Source organism: Smaragdicoccus niigatensis DSM 44881 = NBRC 103563 (assembly GCF_000380645.1).
In the GTDB taxonomy this organism is placed as follows: Bacteria; Actinomycetota; Actinomycetes; order Mycobacteriales; family Mycobacteriaceae; genus Smaragdicoccus; species Smaragdicoccus niigatensis.
In genome coordinates this window covers 1-18521 of record NZ_AQXZ01000007.1, presented here as the reverse complement: position 1 = coordinate 18521, position 18521 = coordinate 1, and the positions used below count along the sequence as shown (strand labels likewise).

22 protein-coding genes are annotated in these 18521 nt (G+C 64.8%); 17 read left to right on the top strand and 5 right to left on the bottom strand.

Features of this window, described 5'->3' with window-relative positions; genetic code table 11:
* Nucleotides 1–3 precede the first annotated feature (3 nt).
* Nucleotides 4–819: a DUF3109 family protein gene (locus F600_RS0101085; RefSeq protein ID WP_018158727.1), complete on the bottom strand. Its 816-nt coding sequence runs from the start codon at nt 817–819 to the stop codon at nt 4–6.
* Nucleotides 820–851: 32 nt separating this feature from the next.
* Here F600_RS0101085 and F600_RS0101080 point away from each other — a divergent pair, with 32 nt between their 5' ends.
* The 9 genes from F600_RS0101080 (at nt 852) to F600_RS0101040 (ending at nt 7804) form a co-directional block, all read left to right on the top strand.
* Entirely contained in the window at nt 852–1805 is a 954-nt protein-coding gene (locus tag F600_RS0101080; protein ID WP_026306033.1) for a Ppx/GppA family phosphatase, read from the top strand.
* 93 nt (nt 1806–1898) lie between these two features.
* Nucleotides 1899–2810 carry a sugar phosphate isomerase/epimerase family protein gene (locus tag F600_RS0101075; protein ID WP_051090699.1) on the top strand — a complete coding sequence of 304 codons (912 nt, stop codon included), beginning with the start codon at nt 1899–1901 and terminating at the stop codon, nt 2808–2810.
* Nucleotides 2803–3639, top strand: coding sequence for a thioesterase family protein (locus F600_RS0101070; RefSeq protein ID WP_018158724.1), 837 nt, complete (start codon nt 2803–2805; stop codon nt 3637–3639). Before F600_RS0101075 ends, F600_RS0101070 begins: the two co-directional genes overlap by 8 nt.
* 25 nt (nt 3640–3664) lie before the next feature.
* Nucleotides 3665–4480, top strand: coding sequence for a pyrroline-5-carboxylate reductase (gene proC / locus F600_RS0101065; RefSeq protein WP_018158723.1), 816 nt, complete (start codon nt 3665–3667; stop codon nt 4478–4480).
* A 120-nt stretch (nt 4481–4600) separates the two neighbouring features.
* Nucleotides 4601–4828: a helix-turn-helix domain-containing protein gene (locus F600_RS0101060; RefSeq protein WP_051090707.1), complete on the top strand. Its 228-nt coding sequence runs from the start codon at nt 4601–4603 to the stop codon at nt 4826–4828.
* 149 nt (nt 4829–4977) lie between these two features.
* Nucleotides 4978–5079, top strand: coding sequence for a 30S ribosomal protein bS22 (locus F600_RS30965; protein WP_003402602.1), 102 nt, complete (start codon nt 4978–4980; stop codon nt 5077–5079).
* A 111-nt stretch (nt 5080–5190) separates the two neighbouring features.
* The gene (locus tag F600_RS0101050; RefSeq protein ID WP_018158721.1) at nt 5191–6261 is read left to right on the top strand and encodes an NAD-dependent epimerase/dehydratase family protein; all 1071 of its coding nucleotides are present in this window, start codon (nt 5191–5193) and stop codon (nt 6259–6261) included.
* Complete coding sequence (locus tag F600_RS0101045) at nt 6258–7280, top strand: lysophospholipid acyltransferase family protein (RefSeq protein ID WP_018158720.1); 1023 nt, start codon at nt 6258–6260, stop codon at nt 7278–7280. Before F600_RS0101050 ends, F600_RS0101045 begins: the two co-directional genes overlap by 4 nt.
* Before the next feature lie 23 nt (nt 7281–7303).
* Complete coding sequence (locus F600_RS0101040) at nt 7304–7804, top strand: SRPBCC family protein (protein ID WP_018158719.1); 501 nt, start codon at nt 7304–7306, stop codon at nt 7802–7804.
* Here the strand turns inward: F600_RS0101040 and F600_RS0101035 are convergent.
* Nucleotides 7801–8703: an HAD family hydrolase gene (locus F600_RS0101035; protein WP_081628657.1), complete on the bottom strand. Its 903-nt coding sequence runs from the start codon at nt 8701–8703 to the stop codon at nt 7801–7803. The two genes, F600_RS0101040 and F600_RS0101035, sit on opposite strands and share 4 nt — an antisense overlap.
* A gap of 284 nt (nt 8704–8987) precedes the next feature.
* On the opposite strand from F600_RS0101035, the gene F600_RS0101030 reads away from it, so the two are divergent.
* The 7 genes from F600_RS0101030 to F600_RS0100995 all read left to right on the top strand — a co-directional run bounded on the left by F600_RS0101030 (nt 8988) and on the right by F600_RS0100995 (nt 15607).
* Entirely contained in the window at nt 8988–9248 is a 261-nt protein-coding gene (locus tag F600_RS0101030; RefSeq protein WP_018158717.1) for a glutaredoxin family protein, read from the top strand.
* Between the two features lie 146 nt (nt 9249–9394).
* A complete protein-coding gene (locus tag F600_RS0101025) occupies nt 9395–10096 on the top strand; it encodes a redox-sensing transcriptional repressor Rex (RefSeq protein WP_018158716.1) in 702 nt (233 codons plus the stop codon).
* Nucleotides 10093–11478 (top strand): glutamyl-tRNA reductase, encoded by a 1386-nt coding sequence (locus tag F600_RS0101020; protein ID WP_018158715.1) that lies wholly within the window; start codon nt 10093–10095, stop codon nt 11476–11478. Before F600_RS0101025 ends, F600_RS0101020 begins: the two co-directional genes overlap by 4 nt.
* On the top strand, nt 11475–12416 hold the full coding sequence (gene hemC, locus F600_RS0101015) for a hydroxymethylbilane synthase (RefSeq protein ID WP_018158714.1): 942 nt from the start codon (nt 11475–11477) through the stop codon (nt 12414–12416). The genes F600_RS0101020 and hemC overlap by 4 nt, the downstream gene beginning before the upstream one ends.
* A 56-nt stretch (nt 12417–12472) precedes the next feature.
* Nucleotides 12473–14014, top strand: a complete 1542-nt coding sequence (locus tag F600_RS0101010) for a bifunctional uroporphyrinogen-III C-methyltransferase/uroporphyrinogen-III synthase (protein ID WP_026306031.1) — start codon at nt 12473–12475, stop codon at nt 14012–14014.
* 51 nt (nt 14015–14065) lie between these two features.
* Nucleotides 14066–15040 (top strand): porphobilinogen synthase, encoded by a 975-nt coding sequence (gene hemB / locus F600_RS0101005; protein WP_018158712.1) that lies wholly within the window; start codon nt 14066–14068, stop codon nt 15038–15040.
* Between the two features lie 282 nt (nt 15041–15322).
* Nucleotides 15323–15607, top strand: coding sequence for a metal-sensitive transcriptional regulator (locus tag F600_RS0100995; protein WP_026306030.1), 285 nt, complete (start codon nt 15323–15325; stop codon nt 15605–15607).
* Here the strand turns inward: F600_RS0100995 and F600_RS0100990 are convergent.
* Entirely contained in the window at nt 15604–16182 is a 579-nt protein-coding gene (locus F600_RS0100990) for a DUF4126 domain-containing protein (protein ID WP_018158709.1), read from the bottom strand. The two genes, F600_RS0100995 and F600_RS0100990, sit on opposite strands and share 4 nt — an antisense overlap.
* 106 nt (nt 16183–16288) lie before the next feature.
* On the opposite strand from F600_RS0100990, the gene F600_RS0100985 reads away from it, so the two are divergent.
* Nucleotides 16289–16576: a hypothetical protein gene (locus tag F600_RS0100985; protein WP_156024345.1), complete on the top strand. Its 288-nt coding sequence runs from the start codon at nt 16289–16291 to the stop codon at nt 16574–16576.
* Here F600_RS0100985 and F600_RS0100980 read toward each other — a convergent pair whose 3' ends face one another.
* The gene (locus F600_RS0100980; RefSeq protein ID WP_018158707.1) at nt 16577–16987 is read right to left on the bottom strand and encodes an NAD(P)/FAD-dependent oxidoreductase; all 411 of its coding nucleotides are present in this window, start codon (nt 16985–16987) and stop codon (nt 16577–16579) included.
* 30 nt (nt 16988–17017) lie between these two features.
* The gene (locus tag F600_RS0100975; protein WP_018158706.1) at nt 17018–18250 is read right to left on the bottom strand and encodes an IS110 family RNA-guided transposase; all 1233 of its coding nucleotides are present in this window, start codon (nt 18248–18250) and stop codon (nt 17018–17020) included.
* Between the last annotated feature and the right edge of the window lie 271 nt (nt 18251–18521).

The window sequence follows — 18521 nt, the reverse complement described above, 5'->3', positions numbered from 1 at the left end:
GAACTATTTCCTTTGCTCAGCCGTGCCGCACCGATTTGCGCGTGCGGTCGCGGGATGGATCGCGATGAGTCCGATTCCCTCGCGCCGTTTGCAGTAACTCGCGAGTTCGTCGTACGCGGCGGTGCCGATGAGTTCGCGTAGTTCTGCCGCGTTCGACTGCCATACCGCGACCTGGCCGACGTGCGCGTCGGGCGAGCTCGTGCAGTACCAATCGAGGTCCTCGCCGCCCTCGCCCCAACCCCGGCGGTCGTACTCGGTGATCGTCGTGCGCAAGACGTCGGCGCCGTCGGGGCGCTTGGTCCATTCCTGCGTGCGCCGCATCGGCAGCTGCCAGCAGACGTCGGGCTTGACAGTGTGCGGCTCGAGTCCCTTGCGCACCGCCATCTGGTGCAATGAGCAGCCGATTCCACCCGCGAAGCCGGGCCGGTTCAAGAAGATGCAAGCTCCGTCGTAGACGCGGGTCTTGTGGGCTGGTTCGTCTTCGAGTTCGTCATCGTCCACATATCCGGTTTCGAGACCGATATCCCGGAACTGCCAATCGGCGGCCGTCAACTGCGCGGCACCGGCGTCGAGCCGGTCCCGGTCGTCGGCGTCGGTGAGGTAGGCACCGTGCGAACAGCAGCCGTCGTCGGGCCGGCCCTTCTCGATTCCCTGACAGTTCGCGGTCCCGAACACGCACGTCCACCGCGACATCAGCCACGTCAAATCCGCTGTGATGACGTGAGATTCGTTTTCCGGATCGGTGAATTCGTACCACTCCCGAGGAAAGTCCAAATCGACTTCCGGGGCGGGATCAACCTTCGATGCGCCAGCAACCACGCACAAAACGCTAAACCAGTACGGTTAGGGCTGTGCGCCTTGGTGTCCTCGATGTCGGCAGTAATACCGTTCACCTGTTGGTGGTCGACGCGCATCGTGGTGCGCACCCGACTCCCATGAGTTCGACGAAGCATGCTCTCAAGCTGTCCGAGAACATGGACGAAAAGGGGAAGATCACCAAGGCCGGTTCCGACCTGCTGACGTCCCTCGTGTCTGACTTCTCGGAAATCGCGAAGTCGTCCGGGTGCGGCGACCTGATGGCGTTTGCGACCTCGGCCATTCGGGAAGCCGGCAATGGTGACGAGGTGCTCAAGCGCGTCAAGGACGAAGCCGGCGTCGCGCTCCAGGTGCTCACCGGCCAGGACGAGGCTCGGCTCACGTTCCTCGCGGTGCGTCGCTGGTTCGGGTGGAGCGCCGGCCGGATCATGAACTTCGATATCGGTGGCGGCTCGCTCGAAATGAGCGTCGGCGGCGATGAGGAGCCCGACGTCGCACTGTCGGTCCCGCTGGGCGCGGGTCGCGTCACGCGTCAGTGGCTGACCGAGGATCCGCCGGACAAACGCCGTATTTCGATGCTGCGCGACTGGCTCGACGCCGAACTCGCAGACTCGGTCGAACTTCTTCGCGAGGTCGGGTCGGCGGACCTCACCGTCGGAACCTCGAAGACCTTCCGATCGCTGGCTCGTCTCACGGGCGCAGCTCCGTCGAGCGCCGGACCCCGGACGAAGCGCTATCTGACGCGCGCAGGCCTTCGCCAGGTCATCGCCTTCATCACCCGCATGACGACCTCCGACCGGGCCGAACTCGAAGGAGTCAGTTCGGATCGCGCAAAGCAGCTTGTGGCGGGCGCTCTGGTCGCCGAAGCGACGATGCGCGCGCTCAGCGTCGACCAGCTCGAGATCTGCCCGTGGGCCTTGCGAGAAGGCCTGATTCTGCGCCGCCTCGATGCCGAGGTGGAGGGGACACCACTGGTGGCCGCCCCGTGAGCGGGAGGAGCGCGGGAGCATCGCAGCGAGTACCGGAGCGCAGCGAGGAACGGAGCGAGGAACGGACCGTGCGACGGAGCGAACGGACGAGCCATGAGTGATTTGTTGGTGGGGCTCTCGACCGCTTCGGTGTACCCGGAGAACACCGAGGCCGCGTTCCGTTACGCCGCCGAGATCGGCTACGACGGCGTCGAGCTGATGATCTGGGCCGAATCGATCAGTCAAGACACCGATGGTGTGCGCGAACTGTCGCGCAAGTACGGCGTCCCGGTCATGGCCGTCCACGCGCCGTGTCTGCTCATCTCGCAGCGCGTCATGGGCTCGGACCCGATCATGAAGCTCGAGCGCAGCACCCAGATGGCGGTCGACCTCGGTGCGAAGACGGTCGTCGTCCATCCGCCGTTCCGGTGGCAGCGGCGCTATGCCGAAGGATTTCTCGACCAGGTCGTCGATCTGGAGATGAAGTACGAGGTCCAGCTCGCGGTCGAGAACATGTTCCCGTTGCGGGCCGACGGGATCTTCATCGGTCGCAAAGAGGGCCCGGCCGCGCGGCTGCTGCGTCGCGGTGGACCGGGATTGTCGGTCTCGGCCTTTGCGCCGTCGTACGACCCCACGCGGTCCGACTTCGCGCACTACACGCTCGACCTGTCCCACACGGCGACCGCCGGCATGGATGCCCTTGCGCTGGCGTTGCGGATGGGTTCACGGCTGTGCCACCTGCATCTGGCCGATGGCACCGGCGAGGCGCACGACGAGCATCTGATCCCGGGGGAGGGCACCCAGCCCTGCGCCGAGGTGTGTCAGCAGCTCGTTCGTCGCGGCGTCGACTTCCAGACCGTGCTCGAGATCAACACGCAGTCGGCGCGGACGCCGGAACAGCGGGCGGTCAAGCTCGCCAAGGCTCTCGACTTCGCGCGCGTGAATGTCAACGGCTTGCCGAGCCAACTCCCCGAACCCGAGCCGGAGCCCGCCGAACTCCCGACCGAGGAATCGCTTGATGAGTGATCCGGCACCATTCCAGACTCTGACCACGCTCACTTCGATCAGCGACTGGGAGTATGGCGCAACCATCGGGCCACTCTGGACGATCGGACCCAAGGTCCACGGTGGTGCACTGCTCGCCGTCGCGGCGGCCGCCGCTCGCCAGGCGGTGCGCGACCACGATTCGGCGCTGCTGTGGATGCAGCCGGTGGCGGCGAGCGCGGACTTCCTTTCCGCACCGGTTCCGGGTGAGGTCATCCTGCGGGTCATCACGCGCAAGATCGGCCGGCAGATCGCCACGCTCGACACCGAGGTCTGGCAGGGCACCAAGCTGTGCGCACGCGCGGTGGTCACGATGGGTGCCCTCGACGATGCCCCGGTCCGCCAGATGGTCGACGGGTCGCACATGCCGGCGGAGCCGGACGAGTCGGCGCTGAAGTACGACGGACCGATGTCCGACATCGTCCACCTGTCCCAGGTGACGCACATGCGGATGGACTCGACGTCCGCGCACTTCCTCAAGGGCGAGACGGGCGACCCGACGATTCGCTTGTGGGCGCGGCTGTTCGAGGCCGACGAACACGATGAGGACAACGCCGTTCTGTTCGGCTTCGTGCTGGGTGACATGAGCCCGCCGGTGGTCTTCAACCTCGGCGAATTCGGTTGGAGTCCAACCGTTCAGCTGACTGCATTCATCCGTCGGCACCCCGCGAAGGGATGGTTCCGGGTCGTCTCATCGACGCAGAGCGTCGGTTCCGCGTTGTTTGACGAGGACCATCTCGTGTTTGATTCGACGGGGGCTGTCGTAGCCCAGAGCCGGCAACTCGCGCTCTGGCCGCGCCGCCAAGGTTGAGACTGGACTGCCGGGAGAGAACTCGATGACTCGAATCGCCGTAATCGGTGGCGGAAAGATCGGCGAAGCGTTGCTTGCCGGACTGTTGGATGCCGGCCACGAGGTCAAGGATCTCGTCGTCTCCGAACCCCACCCGCCGCGCGCTGAGTACCTGGCAGAGGAGTTCGGCGTTCACGTCACCGGAGTCATCGAGGCTGCCGAGCACGCGGACGTCATCATCGTGGCGGTCAAGCCGCACGATATCGACACCGTCGTGGGCCAGATTGCGACCCTCGACCTCGATCGGGATCGTGAGCAGATGCTCGTTTCGGTAGCTGCAGGAGTGCCGACGCAGCGCCTTGAGGCCAAATTGCCTGCTGGGTTTCCTGTGGTGCGTGTGATGCCTAACACCCCGATGCTCGTGGGTGAGGGCATGACCGTCGTCTCCGCGGGCCGCTACGCGAAGCAGAAGCACCTCGATCTGGTGAGCGAGATCTTCCGCGCGGTCGGCAAGGTGCTGACGCTGAAGGAGTCGCAACTCGACGCCGTGACTGCAGTTTCGGGTTCGGGTCCGGCCTACTTTTTCCTCGTTGTCGAGGCGATGGTCGACGGCGGTGTGGCTCTTGGTCTTTCGCGACAAACCGCCACTGAGCTGGTCGTTCAGACGCTCATCGGGTCAGGAGCGATGCTGGCGAAGTCGCCCGAGCGAGCGGTCGAGATGCGGGCTGCGGTCACCTCTCCGGGAGGGACCACGGCGGCGGCACTGCGGAGCTTCGAGCAGGCAGGTCTGCGCTCAGCGTTCATCGAGGGATTGTTCGCTGCGCACGACCGGTCGGTCCAGCAGGGACGCACAAAAGAATAACGATTCGATTTCGCGCAGACGTCGCTATAACACCAATTGTCCCGCTAAGCTCGATACAGCACGCACGTGTCTGTTTGTCGGAGTGGACGCCGACGGCGCGGGGTGTTGGAGGTGCATTACATGGCTGGGAGCAAGCCGTCAGTTCACGGCGATGGGCAGATTGGTCTCTCGAGCACACAGTTTTTAACTGTGGCTGAGGTCGCGAACCTCATGCGAGTGTCAAAGATGACCGTTTACCGACTCGTGCACGGCGGCGAGTTGCCGGCGGTGCGTGTGGGTCGTTCCTTCCGCGTACACGCGAAGGCGGTTCACGACTATCTCGAGACCTCGTATTTCGACGCGGGCTAAGTGGGTGGGAACGGAGCGACCCCAGGGGCCGTTTTCGTTCTTCCCTGCTCGCCGGGTACGATTCCCAGTTGTCGCGCTGTAGCGCCCGTGCATCACGATGCGTTGCGCGGTAGGACTCGAGACTCGAATTGTGAAAAGGGGCGCCCAGTATGGGTTCGGTTATCAAGAAGCGCCGCAAGCGCATGTCGAAGAAGAAGCACCGCAAGCTCCTTCGCCGGACTCGGGTGCAGCGCCGTAAACTCGGCAAGTAAGCACTTGACGTCGATGCCCGTCACCAACGGTGGCGGGCATCGGTGTATTCATTGCCAGGTAGATGGGGCGGACGGTACGGTCGCGGGAAGACTTTCTCGGGGGAGAAGCAGATGAGTGCGATCGATCGCGGGTTCCGTGGCCAGGTGGTCATGGTGACTGGTGGCGCGCGCCATTTCGGCGGCTCGCTCGTCGCACGTCTCGCTGCCGACAAACGAATCTCCCGCGTCATCGCCGTCGACACCAAGTCTCCGTCGCGCGATCTGATGCGCCGGATGGGCCGCGCCGAGTTCGTCCGTGCCGACATCCAGAATCCCTTGATCGGCAGAGTGATCGACGCCAACGAGGTCGACACGGTCGTGCACGCCTCGGTCATGGCTCGGCCGCCGCGTGGTGGTTCGCGGATCGCGATGCACGACGTCAACGTCTTCGGCGCCATGCAACTGTTCGCGGTGTGCCAGAAGGCACCGTCTGTGCGCCGCATCGTCCTTCGTTCGTCGTCGGCGGTGTACGGATCGAGCCCGCGCGACCCGGTGCAGTTCACCGAACAGATGGGCGCGAAGAGCGCACCGAAGGGTGGATTCGGCGAGGACCTTCTCGACGTCGAGGGCTTTGCGCGCAGTCTCGCCCGGCGCCGGCCCGACATGGCGGTGACGAACCTCCGGTTCGCGCCCATCATCGGACCGCAACTTCAGGGCGTGATTCCGACCTATGTCGGCGCTCCGCTCGTGCCGAAAGTCATGGGGCGAGATGCCCGAATGCAGGTGATTCACGAAGAGGATGCGTTCGCCGCAGTGGCGCACGCCATTCATGGAGGTCCCGCCGGGACATTCAATATTGCGGGCGACGGCGTTATCATGATGTCGCAAGCAATCAGACGGGCCGGGCGCATTGAAGCGCCGATGCCGAGCGCGCTGTTCCGAACGTTGGGACGCGCGATCATGGGGCCCGTAATGCGTGAGTTCACCAGGGAGCAGCTGGATTATTTCCAGTACGGCTGCGGCTTGGATACCACACGCATGAGGACAGTTTTCGGGTTCGAACCTCGTTGGACGACCGTTCAGGCGTTCGACGATTTCGTCCGCGGTGCAGCGCTGCGCCCGGTGGTCGATATCAGATGGATCGACTTCGCCGAGAAGGGGCTGCTGGCACTTGTCGGCACAGGATCTGGAGCCAAGGGATGAATGAAGTAGCTGAGTCGGTGGCCAAGGTCATCCAGCTGCCGACTGACACGGCGGAGCGGGTCGCCAGGCGGAGACGGGTGTCGACCGAGATCGACACCATCGGTACGAACGCGGTCACGTTCATCACGCCGCGTATTCAAGAAGCAAATCCTCCGGCCACGATCGGCGAAGCAGTTCGCCGCTCGCTGTCGAACCGTGTCACGGGAGCCGCGAGCTTCCTGCGGAAGCGACTGACCGGTGACTATCTGGTCGACGACTTCGGTTTCGACCCGCAGTTCCTCGAGTCGGTGTTCCTGCCGGTGTTGCGGCCAGTCTTCGACCGGTGGTTCCGCGTCGACGTGAGCGGTACCGAGCACTTGCCGGCTCATGGTGCGGCACTGATCGTCGCCAACCACTCGGGCGTCCTTCCGCTCGACGCGTTGATGGCGTCGGTTGCGGTTCACGACCACTCGAACGGTCGTCCGCTGCGTATCCTCGCCGCAGATCTGGTCTTCGACCTGCCGTTCGTCGGTTCGATCGCGCGCAAGGCCGGTCACACGCTCGCCTGCACGCACGATGCGGACCGTCTGCTGCGCGACGGAGAGATCGTCGGGGTGTTCCCCGAGGGCTTCAAGGGCATCGGAAAGCCGTACTCGGATCGCTACAAGCTGCAGCGTTTCGGCCGTGGCGGGTTCGTCTCGGCGGCCATCAAGTCCGGTGCGCCGATCATTCCGTGCTCGATCGTGGGCGCGGAGGAGACCTATCCGAAGATCGCCGACCTGCCGCTCCTCGCGCGCCTGCTCGGCATGCCGTACTTCCCGGTGACGCCGCTGTTCCCGGTGCTGGGACCGCTCGGCATGATTCCGCTGCCGACAAAGTGGCACATCGAGTTCGGCGAGCCGATCTACACGAACTCGTACGACCCAAGCGACGCCGAAGACCCGGTGGCGACCTTCGAGCTGACCGACACGGTGCGTGAGCGCATCCAGCTGTCGCTGTACCGTCAGCTCGCCAAGCGCCGGAGCGTCTTCCTCGGCTGAGCCGACGGCCTACTGTGGGTCTCATGGCTCGCACGAAGCAGGTCCACGACAGCATCATCATCGCCACGGATCCGCTGACCGCGTACGACGCGGTCAGCCATCCGGAGCGGATTCCGGCGTTCAGTCCAGAGAACACGCGCGGCGTGGTGGCGTCCGAGGGTGCACCCGCCTACGTCGGCATGCGGTTCTCGGGATGGAACAATCGCCGCGGATTCGTGTGGACCACGGGGTGTGAAGTGACCGCCGCCGACCGGGGTCGGCACTTTGCGTTCAAGGTTCGCCGCTATGGATTGGGGCCGGCGATGCTTCCGGTCGCCGTCGCCAGTTGGGACTATCGCTTCGATCCGGTCGAGGGTGGCACTCGCGTGACCGAAACGTGGACCGATGACCGCCGCGGCTGGCCGGACACGCCTACTCGCGCATTCGACTGGCTTGCCACAGGCAAGACTGGTGGCTTCGCCGAATTCCAGCGCGGCAACATCGCGCGCAGTCTCGCCGGACTAAAAAAACTGCTCGAGAGTTAGGCCCCGCGCCGCCGCGTCACCACGGCGGCCACGGCGCCGCCGACGGCGCCGAGTCCGAGTGCGGTCGGCACACCGACCTTCGCGACCTTCCGCGCGGTCCGGAAGTCGCGGATCTCCCAACCGCGGTTCTTGGCGACTTCCTGCAGATCCGAGTCCGGGTTGATAGCCACTGCAGTGCCCACGAGCGACAACATCGGGACGTCGTTGTGGCTGTCCGAGTACGCGGTGCAGCGCTTGAGGTTGAGGCCTTCGCGGGCCGCGAGGTGACGCACCGCCTGCGCCTTGCCGAGCCCGTGCAGAATGTCGCCGACCAGCCGGCCGGTGAAGATTCCGTCCTTGCTTTCGGCGACGGTGCCCAATGCACCGGTCAATCCGAGGCGCTTCGCAATGACGTTCGCCAATTCGACGGGAGTCGCGGTGACGAGCCAAACCTGTTGTCCGGCTTCGATATGCATCTGCGCGAGCGCGTACGTTCCGGGCCAGATCTTGTCCGCGATGTATTCGTCGTAGATCTCTTCACCGAGGGTGGCGAGTTCTGCCGTCGGTCGCCCCGCGATGAAGGCAAGTGCCTTTTCTCGACCGCTTTTCACGTCGTCGCTGTTCTCTTTGCCGGTGATTCGGAATTTGATCTGAATCCACAGCGCGGAAGCGATGTCGGAATAGCGGAAGTAGTTGCGAGCGGCCAGACCTCGCGCAAAATGCACGATCGACGCGCCCTGGACCATCGTGTTGTCGACGTCGAAGAAGGCGGCGGCGGTGAGGTCGCGTGGCGGGGCTTCGTGCGGCGGTTCGGACTCGGTCGTCTCGACGTGCTCGGCCGCTTCCGCGGAGGCCGCCGCGCCGGCGAACTGGAGCGCGATGGCGGCGTCGGCGCTCGCCTCACCGGTGACGTGAGCCATGACCTCAGCCTCGGCTGGTGCGCGTTTGATCTTCTTCCGCAGCTCGAACTCGGCTGCGCCGATCTTGGCGGCTGTGTTTCGGAAGAACCCGGTCACCTACAGCTCCTTGTTGCCCAAAGTCGATGGTGGAACGGCACTCAGCGATGCGTTCTCGCCATTCGTTCACCATAACCGGGCGGTCCAGCGCAGTGGTGCGACTGTTACGCAAGCGAATCAAGCAACTGCCGCGCGCAGTGTGAGAAATTCCCCGTCGCTTCGCTCGCCCCAACTGGCACAGTGGTTGCGTGAGCGCAGCCGACCACGACGTGACGTTCCTGACCCGGAGCGGATGCCATCTGTGCCATGTGGCGCACGAGATCCTCACCGAACTTCAATCCGAATTCGGATTCGCGGTGGAAGTGATCGATATCGACGCCGTGGCTGGTGAGCGACCGGAATTGCGGGCGGAATACGGGGACCGTGTTCCCGTTGTGCTTCTTGATGGACGTGAGCACAGCTACTGGGAGGTCGACGTCCCGCGTTTTCGTCGCGATATCACTGCCTGATTCGGCGCGGTCGCAGTATAGGAGAGAGGCGTGCGATTTTGAGCGTTTTTGTACCTGCACACGCGAAGGGCTACCTTTATCTACACGACCGCTGTTTTACCCCAACATTCGGGGTCGTCAACAGGTCGGAAAGAGGAGCAAACCACGTGACCGAACAGCCGTCGGCGCCGGGCGATTCCGGTGCGGTTCGGTCGGCGGATATCCCGCAAGCGACCGTTGCCCGGCTGGCCATGTACCTGCGCGCCCTCTCGGCTCTCGTCGAGGACGGGACACTCATCGTATCCAGCGATGAATTGGCACTTGCAGCGGGGGTCGGTTCGGCGAAGCTCCGAAAAGATCTTTCTTTCCTCGGCCCGACCGGTGTTCGTGGCGTCGGCTATGACGTCGCTCGCCTGCGGGAACGCATCGAACTTGCCCTCGGCCTTGACCAGGGACATCGCGTGGTCATGGTCGGAGTGGGAAGTCTCGGTCGCGCGTTGGCCTGCTACCCGGGATTCGCCAGCCGCGGCTTTACGATCGTCGGTCTTTTCGACGCCGACCCGGCTGTGATCGGCACTGTGGTCGGCGGGCTGACGGTGGAAGACATGGCGACGTTCGAGTCCCGGTGCCTTGACCTCGACCCGACCATCGGTGTCATCGCCGTGCCCGAGGCGGAAGCGCAGTCGATCTGCGATCGCCTCGTCGGTGTTGACGTCCGCTGCATCCTGAGCTTCGCCCCGCAGTTCCTCACCGCGCCCGAGAACGTCGAGGTGCGACGTGTCGACCTCGCGATCGAGATGCAGATGCTGTCGTTCACCGGTGCTCGCAATAGCGAGGATCTGGCCCTGGCTGGGGCGGTGCAGGCATGAGCGTTCTTCTGGTCGGTATCTCGCACCGCAGTGCACCGGTCCCGGTGCTCGAGAAGGTCGCGGTCACGGACGGCGATCGCCCGAAGCTCATCGATCGACTGCTCGGCTCCGCACACGTCTCGGAGGCGATGATCGTCTCGACGTGCAACCGCGTCGAGATCTACGCGGTCGTCGACGCCTTCCACGCGGCATTGTCCGAGGTCAGCGGCCTGATGTCGGAGCACTCCGGCCTCGATCTTCACGACCTGACTAAGCACGCCTACGTCCGCTACAGCGAGTCGGCGGTCGAGCATCTGTTTGCCGTCGCCAGTGGCCTCGACTCGATGGTCGTCGGCGAGCAGCAGATTCTCGGCCAGATCCGGGCTGCCTACGCGGCCGCTGACGAGCGTCAGGCCGTCGGACGGGTTCTGCACGAGCTCTCCCAGCAGGCGCTGCGCGTCGGCAAGCGGGTGCACACCGAGACCCGGATCGACGCGGCCGGTGCCTCGGTCGTCTCGGTCGCGCTCGAACATGCGAAGTCGGTTCTGGCGATCGACGGCCAGGAGCGTGCAAACCTTTCGGGCTGCACGGCAACGGTCGTCGGTGCGGGTGCGATGGGCGGCCTCGCGGTTGCGCACCTGACGCGAGCAGGAATCGGCCGACTCATCGTGGTGAACCGTACGAAGGAACGCGGCGAGCGCCTTGCGGCGTCGGCCGAGTCCGCCGGGGTGATCTCGTCGGCGGTTGACCTGTCGGAGCTGACGAAGGCGATTTCCCAGTCCGACATCCTCGTGACCTGCACGGGAGCGGTCGGCGCGGTCGTGCGCCTCGCCGATGTGCACCGCGCGATGTCTTCTCGCGATGAGCAGAAGCAGCCGCTCGTAGTGTGCGACCTCGGTCTGCCGCGCGACGTCGAGCACGCCGTTGCCGGACTGCCGGGCGTCACGGTCATCGACATGGAGACGCTGCAGCACGACCCGGCTGCCGGTGCCGCCAAGGACGACACGGTCGCTGCGCGCGACATCGTCGCCAACGAACTGTCGGCCTACCTCTACGGCCAGCGCCTCGCCGAAGTCACCCCGACAGTGACCGCCCTGCGTCAGCGCGCTGCTGAGGTCGTCGAAGCCGAGCTCATGCGCCTCGAATCGCGGCTGCCTGACCTCGAGGACCCGCAGCGTGACGAGGTTGCGAACACCGTTCGCCGCGTCGTCGAGAAGTTGCTGCATGCGCCAACCGTGCGTGTCAAGCAGTTGGCTGCGACGCCGGGCGGCGACTCGTACGCCGAGGCATTGCGCGAACTCTTCGAACTCAAGCCTGGCGCAGCTCAGGCCGTTGCCGCGCCGACGGAGATCCTCCGTAAGGACGGCACGGTCGATTCAGATGAAACGGGTGCGGCTTCGTGACCGAGAAAGTGTGGCGGATCGGGACCCGCGGCAGCCTGTTGGCGCTGACGCAGTCGGGTCACGTTCGCGACGCCATCATCGCTGCTGGCTATCAGGCAGAACTGGTGGTCGTGAAGACCGCGGGCGACGGCACGACGAACCCGGTCGAGGAGATCGGCGTCGGTGTGTTCACGACCGCGCTGCGTGAGCAGTTGGCGGCCGGAAATGTCGACATCGCGGTGCACTCCTTCAAGGACCTGCCGACGGCGCCGGACGAGCGGTTCACGCTTGCGGCGGTCCCTTCGCGGGAAGACCCGCGGGACGCTGTCGTGGCCCGTGACGGTCTCGTGCTCGGCGAACTTCCGCCGGGCTCCAAGGTCGCGACGTCGGCGCCTCGGCGGATTGCGCAGCTCAAAGCGCTCGGCCTCGGTCTGGAGATCGTGCCGATCCGCGGCAACCTCGACACTCGGATCGGCAAGGTCACCAGCGGCGAGGTCGACGCGGTGATCGTCGCGCGTGCCGGACTCTCGCGCATCGGCCGTACTGAGGTCATCACCGAGAGCCTCGAGCCGGTCCAGATGCTGCCCGCACCCGCGCAGGGAGCGCTCGCGGTGGAGTGCCGATCGACCGACACCGACATCATCGAAGCCCTGTCGGCGCTCGATGACGCCGGGACCCGCGCCGCGGTGATCGCGGAGCGCACGCTCTTGTCTGTCCTCGAGGCCGGTTGCACTGCACCGGTCGGGGCGTTGGCGGAAATCGTCGAATCCCTCGACGACGACGGACACGTGATTGACGAACTGTCGCTGCGAGGCTGCGCTGCAGCCCCGGATGGTTCCGACGTCATTCGGGCCTCGATTGTGGGGCCTGTGGAGAAAGCCGCGGAGCTCGGTGCTGCGCTCGCGCGCGAATTGCTCGACCAAGGCGCAGGCCAACTTATGTGGAGTGTGAGTTCATGACCTCCATCGAAGACCTCGCCCCGAAGACCTCACTGTCAATGATCGCACTGGAGAACATGATGCGAGCAGCCACGAATAGCCCGGGACGGATTCAGTTCGTCGGATCGGGTCCCGGAGATCCCGCTCTGCTGACCATTGCCGCGCGGGAGGTGATCGCCGGCGCGACGCGGGCGTTCACCGATCCTGATGTCGACCCGGCAATCGTCGCGCTGGTGGGTACCAAGCACGACACCCAAGCTGAGGTACGCCCCGCCCTCGGCGAACCTGCCGAGGTCGCACGCATGCTACTGAGCGCGGCCGCGTCGGGTTCTGACGTCGTCCGCCTCGTCGCCGGCGATCCACTTGCGCACAACGCGGTCATCGCCGAGGTCAGCGAAGTCGCCGCCGCGAACGCCGTGTTCGAGGTTCTGCCTGGTCTGCCGCCGGCCTCTGCGGTGCCCACGTACGCGGGCATGGCGCTCGGCTCGACGCACACCACGGCGGATGTCCGGGGCGAGGTCGACTGGGCTGCGCTGGCCGCGGCGCCGGGCCCGCTCGTGCTGCACGCGACCGGAACCCACCTCGCCGAAACCGCGAGTTCGCTTGCCGAGCATGGCATCTCGCCGTCGACGCCGGTCGCCATCACGGCTCGCGGCACGACGCGTCAGCAGAAGACCATCGAGGCGACCCTCGCGACAATGGCGTCGGTGGCGTCCGACATGCCCGGTCCGCTCGTCGTGACGATCGGCCAGGTCGTGGGCGCCCGCACCGGAATGTCCTGGTGGGAGTCGCGGGCACTGTACGGCTGGACCGTGCTCGTTCCGCGCACGAAGGACCAGGCCGGCGAGATGAGCGAGCAGCTCGTCAGCCACGGTGCCATTCCGATCGAAGTTCCGACGATCGCCGTCGAGCCGCCGCGCAGTCCCGCGCAGATGGAGCGTGCGGTCAAGGGCCTCGTCGACGGTCGGTACCAGTGGGTCATCTTCACCTCGACCAACGCGGTCAAGGCCGTGTGGGAGAAGTTTGCCGAGTTCGGTCTCGACGCGCGTGCGTTCTCTGGTGTGAAGATCGCCTGCGTCGGTGAGGCGACCGCGGACAAGGTTCGATCGTTCGGCATCAGCCCGGAGCTCGTGCCGTCGGGTGAGCAGTCGAGCCTCGGCCTCCTCGAGGAGTTCGCTGAGTACGACGAGATCTTCGACCCGGTCAATCGCATTCTGTTGCCGCGCGCCGACATCGCGACCGAGACGCTCGCCGAGGGGCTTCGTGAACTCGGCTGGGAGATCGACGACGTCACCGCGTACCGGACCGTTCGCGCGGCTCCGCCGCCGGCCGACATCCGCGAGATGATCAAGACCGGTGGCTTCGACGCCGTGCTCTTCACCTCGTCGTCGACCGTGCGGAACCTGGTCGGCATCGCCGGTAAGCCGCACGCCCGCACGATCGTCGCCTGCATCGGTCCGAAGACGGCCGAGACGGCGATCGAGTTCGGGCTTCGGGTCGACGTCCAGCCGGAGGTCGCACAGGTCGGACCTCTCGTCGATGCGCTCGCGAACCATGCTGCTCGACTGCGTGCGGAAGGTGCCCTGCCTCCGCCGCGGAAGAAGAGCCGTCGCCGGTAAGTTTGAAGCCACGCCCACTGGAGCGTGGCTTCATCTTTAGGAAGGGTCCTGATGTTCCCGACTGACCGTCCTCGTCGTCTGCGCCGTACGCCCGCGATCCGGCGGCTGGTCGCGGAGACCTCACTCGAGCCACGTCATCTGGTCCTTCCGATGTTCGTGGCGGACGGTCTCAGCGAGGCGCGGGAGATCTCCTCGATGCCGGGCGTCTACCAACACACGCTGTCGTCGCTGCGCACGGCCGCCGAGGAAGCGGTGGCGGCGGGTGTCGGCGGACTGATGCTGTTCGGCGTCCCGAAACCGGAGGACAAGGACGCAGCCGGATCGTGCGGCGCGGACCCGGATGGCATCCTCAACCGCGGTCTGCGCGCGCTGGCGGACGATCTCGGCGACAGTACAGTGCTCATGGCGGACACGTGCCTCGATGAGTTCACCGATCACGGCCACTGCGGCGTGCTCGATGCTTCCGGAGCCGTCGACAACGATGCGACGCTCACGGCGTATGCCGATCTGGCGGTCGCGCAGGCGCGCGCGGGAGCTCAGGTGGTCGGCACGAGCGGAATGATGGACGGTCAGGTTGACGCCGTCCGGACCGCCCTCGACGACGCAGGTCACGCGGATGTGGCGATCCTGGCGTACGCCGCGAAGTACGCGTCTGCGCTGTACGGACCGTTCCGGGATGCGGTCGCATCGTCGCTGCAGGGTAACCGCCGCGCCTACCAACAGGACCCGGCAAACCGTCGGGAATCGTTGCGCGAGGTGTCGCTCGACCTGGCTGAAGGCGCGGACATCGTCATGGTCAAGCCGGCCATGCTTTACCTGGATATCGTGCGCGAAGTGGCCGCGATTTCGGACGTCCCGGTGGCCGCATACCAGGTGTCCGGCGAGTATTCGATGTTCTGTGCGGCGGGCGAGCGGGGCTGGATCGATCGCGACGCAGCGATCTTGGAATCGCTCCTGTCCATTCGGCGTGCAGGTGCGGACATTGTTCTCACGTACGCCGCAGCAGAGATTGCAGCTAAGCTCTAGCTAATCATGCGAAATGTGAGCTGAAACCATTTACTGCTGTACAGATTTCAATTGGAAACGATGGACGCTATCGTTCTGTTATCCAATCTGAGATTCGAATGAGAAAAGAGCGTGATTATGAGGGTCGTCATCGAGCCGCAGCGACGACCTCGGCGGGATTTCATTCTGTTTGGATTGCTGATTCTGGCACCGCTCGTCATGATCGCCCTTCTGGCTGTTCCGGCCTGGTTGTCCTGAGTTCTGCTTACCCCGCCAGGTACCCGTCGGGGGTATCCTGGCGGCATGAATTCGTACGGTCCGGAAAAAGACGCGCTTCTTAAACGACTGCGTCGAATTGAGGGCCAGGTCGCGGGCATTCACAAAATGGTCGAAGACGACCGGTACTGCATCGACGTCATCACCCAGGTGGCCGCCGTAACGAGTGCGCTGCAGGCGGTTTCGCTCAAGCTGCTGGACTCGCATCTGGCGGGTTGCGTGGTCGATGCCGCACGTAAGGGCGGTCCCGATGCTGACGAGAAGATGAAAGAAGCATCCGACGCAATTGCTCGGCTCGTTCGGCTTCTCTAAACCGCGACCGCTCGCCGCCGACGCAATCGGCGGATCAAGCGCCAGGCCACATACAGCAGGCCGGCGAGCATGATCGGAATCAGGATCGGCAGCAATATGGCGAGCAATGCCATGAAGAACGTCAGCGTTGATTCGATGACCGAAATGAACGGATTCGCGATACCGCCCGTGGTGGCGGTGCTCACAGCCCGGACTCCGGTTTGCGTCGCACTGAATGCCAACGCCGTCGGGGCGCCGACGATGATGCCGGCAATTGCCGCCGTCGACGGGTCGGCCGAGGCGAATACCGATCCCGCAGCAACCGCCCCGGCAACTGGTCCGGTGACGTTGCCGATGAGTGACACGAGGTTGTCGACGTACGGGATCACATCGGCCAGCAACTCCACGGCGGCCGCGATCGACAGTGCGACGAGTGCGTTCGTCGACCCGATCCAGGCGAAGGAATGGTTGACCGAAAGGCCCGCGAGATCGAAATGCACTGCCGCACTGAGCAACAGCAGTGGCAGGAACGCGCGGAAACCACACGCTGCCGCGAGTCCCACGCCAAGAAACAGTGGGAGCACCCAGGTACTCATGAGCTGAGTTTAGATTTCGCCTGGTCAATGCGGGCTGTGAGAGTGATCATGACCGAATTCGCCAATGGGGAATCCGCCGATACCGATCGCTGATACGTTCCCGGCTGTGACCGCCATGATCGCCGGCGACGGCTGGTATGCACAGATCAGCAAGATCACCCGGACTCGTCCGTTTGACGCGGATCCGGGGGAGCCTGACCTGGTCACGGAGTGGCCGCCCGTCATGGTGCGTGTCGCGTTCTGGGATGTCGCGACCTGGCCACCGGTGCCGCAGTACATGCTGGCGGGTCAACCGATCGGTCCACTGCCCGTCGACGACTACAAGTTCCTCAGCTTCCACCACGCGGCCAACACGGCAACGGCTGGGTGGAAGTGGGTCGACTCGCTGCCCTGATCAGACGGTTTCGTAGCTGCGGGGATCGAACTGAGTTCGCCGTTCGTACTCGGCCATTCGCCCCGGCCAATTCGTGGTGACGCGTCCACTCGCGTCGCGGTACCAGCTCATGCACTGGGTCCAGACGGTGTGGCTGAGGCGCTGCTGGATCTCGTCGTCGAACTGATCCGCGACCTCGGTCTTGATGGACACGTAGGCCGCGTTCTTTCGGGCGAGGTGTTCCACCGCCTGACGGATGTGGCGGGCCTGCTGCTCGTGCATGAACACAATCGAGCCCGCGCCGAGATTCGTGTTCGGGCCGTACATCACGAACATGTTCGGGAACTCCGGCACGGACATTCCGAGGTAGGCACGTGCGCCGCCCGTCCATTGCTCGTGGAGGTCTTTGCCGCCGATTCCACGGATCTTCATGGGCGCTAGACATCCCAGGTCCGTAGCTTGTCAAGCGACTGGAGCAAGTCTTTCGTTTTGCCCTGTTTGTCGGTGGTTCCAGGCGGTGTCTTCGTCATAAAGGGCTTTGTGGCGTAGGCAGCCGTGCAGAATCCCGACGAGCCGGTTGCCGACCGCGCGCAGGGCTTGATGGTGCAGGTCGCCGGCGGCGCGACGCTGGTCGTAGTAGGTGCGTACGCCGGTGCTTCTCGTGAGGGCGCAGAAGGCCCACAGGTCGATCGCGTCGTAGAGCCGTTTGTTGCGGATATGACGAGCAAGGACCGCACGTTTTCGCCCCGACGCGATCGTCAGTGGTGACGTTCCGGCGTAGTTCTTGCGAGACTTGGCGGTGGTGTACCGCTCGGGGTCGTCCCCGAATTCACCGAGCACCCGGGCGCCGAGGACAGTACCAAGTCCTGGCAGGGAACGAACGATCGCGGCGTCCGGGTGTTTCTCAAAATGGGTGGCCAGCGTGGTTTCGAGTTCGCTGATCTGGCGGTTGAGTTCACCGATGATCGCGGTCGCGGACCGGGTAGTGGCGGCGAAGGCGCCCACGACAGCGGTGGCGGTGGTGAGCTGTTCGGTGCGCAGTACGGCCTGTATCTCGTGCGCGCGCTGATCGGTATTACGTTGGCGCCCCGCGCGTTTGAGGGTCGCTGAGATCGCTGAGATTGACAGCCGGGCACCGAGATCAGGGGCTGGGGCACGGCTCAGGATCGCTAGCGCGTCCCGGTCGGTAAGGTCGTCGAACGCCTCGAGGGCGGCGGGGTAGTACTCGCGCAGTGCTGAGCGCAGCGCGTTGGCGTGCCGGGTTCGGGCCCAGATGAGGTTCTGGTGGGCGCGGGCGAGGACCTTAATCGCTTCGGCTTCGGCGCTGTCGCCGGCGATCGGGCGGTGGTTGTGTCGGTCGGTGCGGACCAGGTCAGCGAGTAGTTTTGCGTCGCCGGCGTCGGATTTAGCGCCGGAGACGGTGTGCCGGTCGCGGTATCGGGCGGCGGCGAGGGGGTTGATCGCGTACACCTGATACCCGGCGGCGACCATCGCGTTGACCCACAGGCCGCGGTCGGTTTCGATGCCGATCACGACCTGTGTCGGGTCGGTGGCGTGGGTGGCGATCAGTTCGTGCAGGGTTCGGATGCCGGGCAGGCCTTCGGGCAGTCGCCGTGCCGCGAGGCGGGTTCCGGTGGCGTTCATGATGTGGATGTCGTGGTGGTCTTCGGCCCAGTCGTCGCCGACGAAGATCATCGGCTACCTCCCTTGATGGTCTGCTCCTTGTTGGGGGTGGTGAACCTGGAGGACCCTGGCGGCGACCTAATGGATCAGTGCTCGTGATGGCACGACATCCCAGTAGCGCTACAGGAACCTCACCGGCTGGCTGGGGCACGATCTAGCGCTAGAAATCGAATATCGTTCCAGGAGGAACGGGTGCTCACCAGCCAGCGGTTCGGTGACCAGCCTGCGTCAGTCAGTTCTGGATCGGACCGTTAGACACGCAGCTGATCTGTTCCCATTAGGA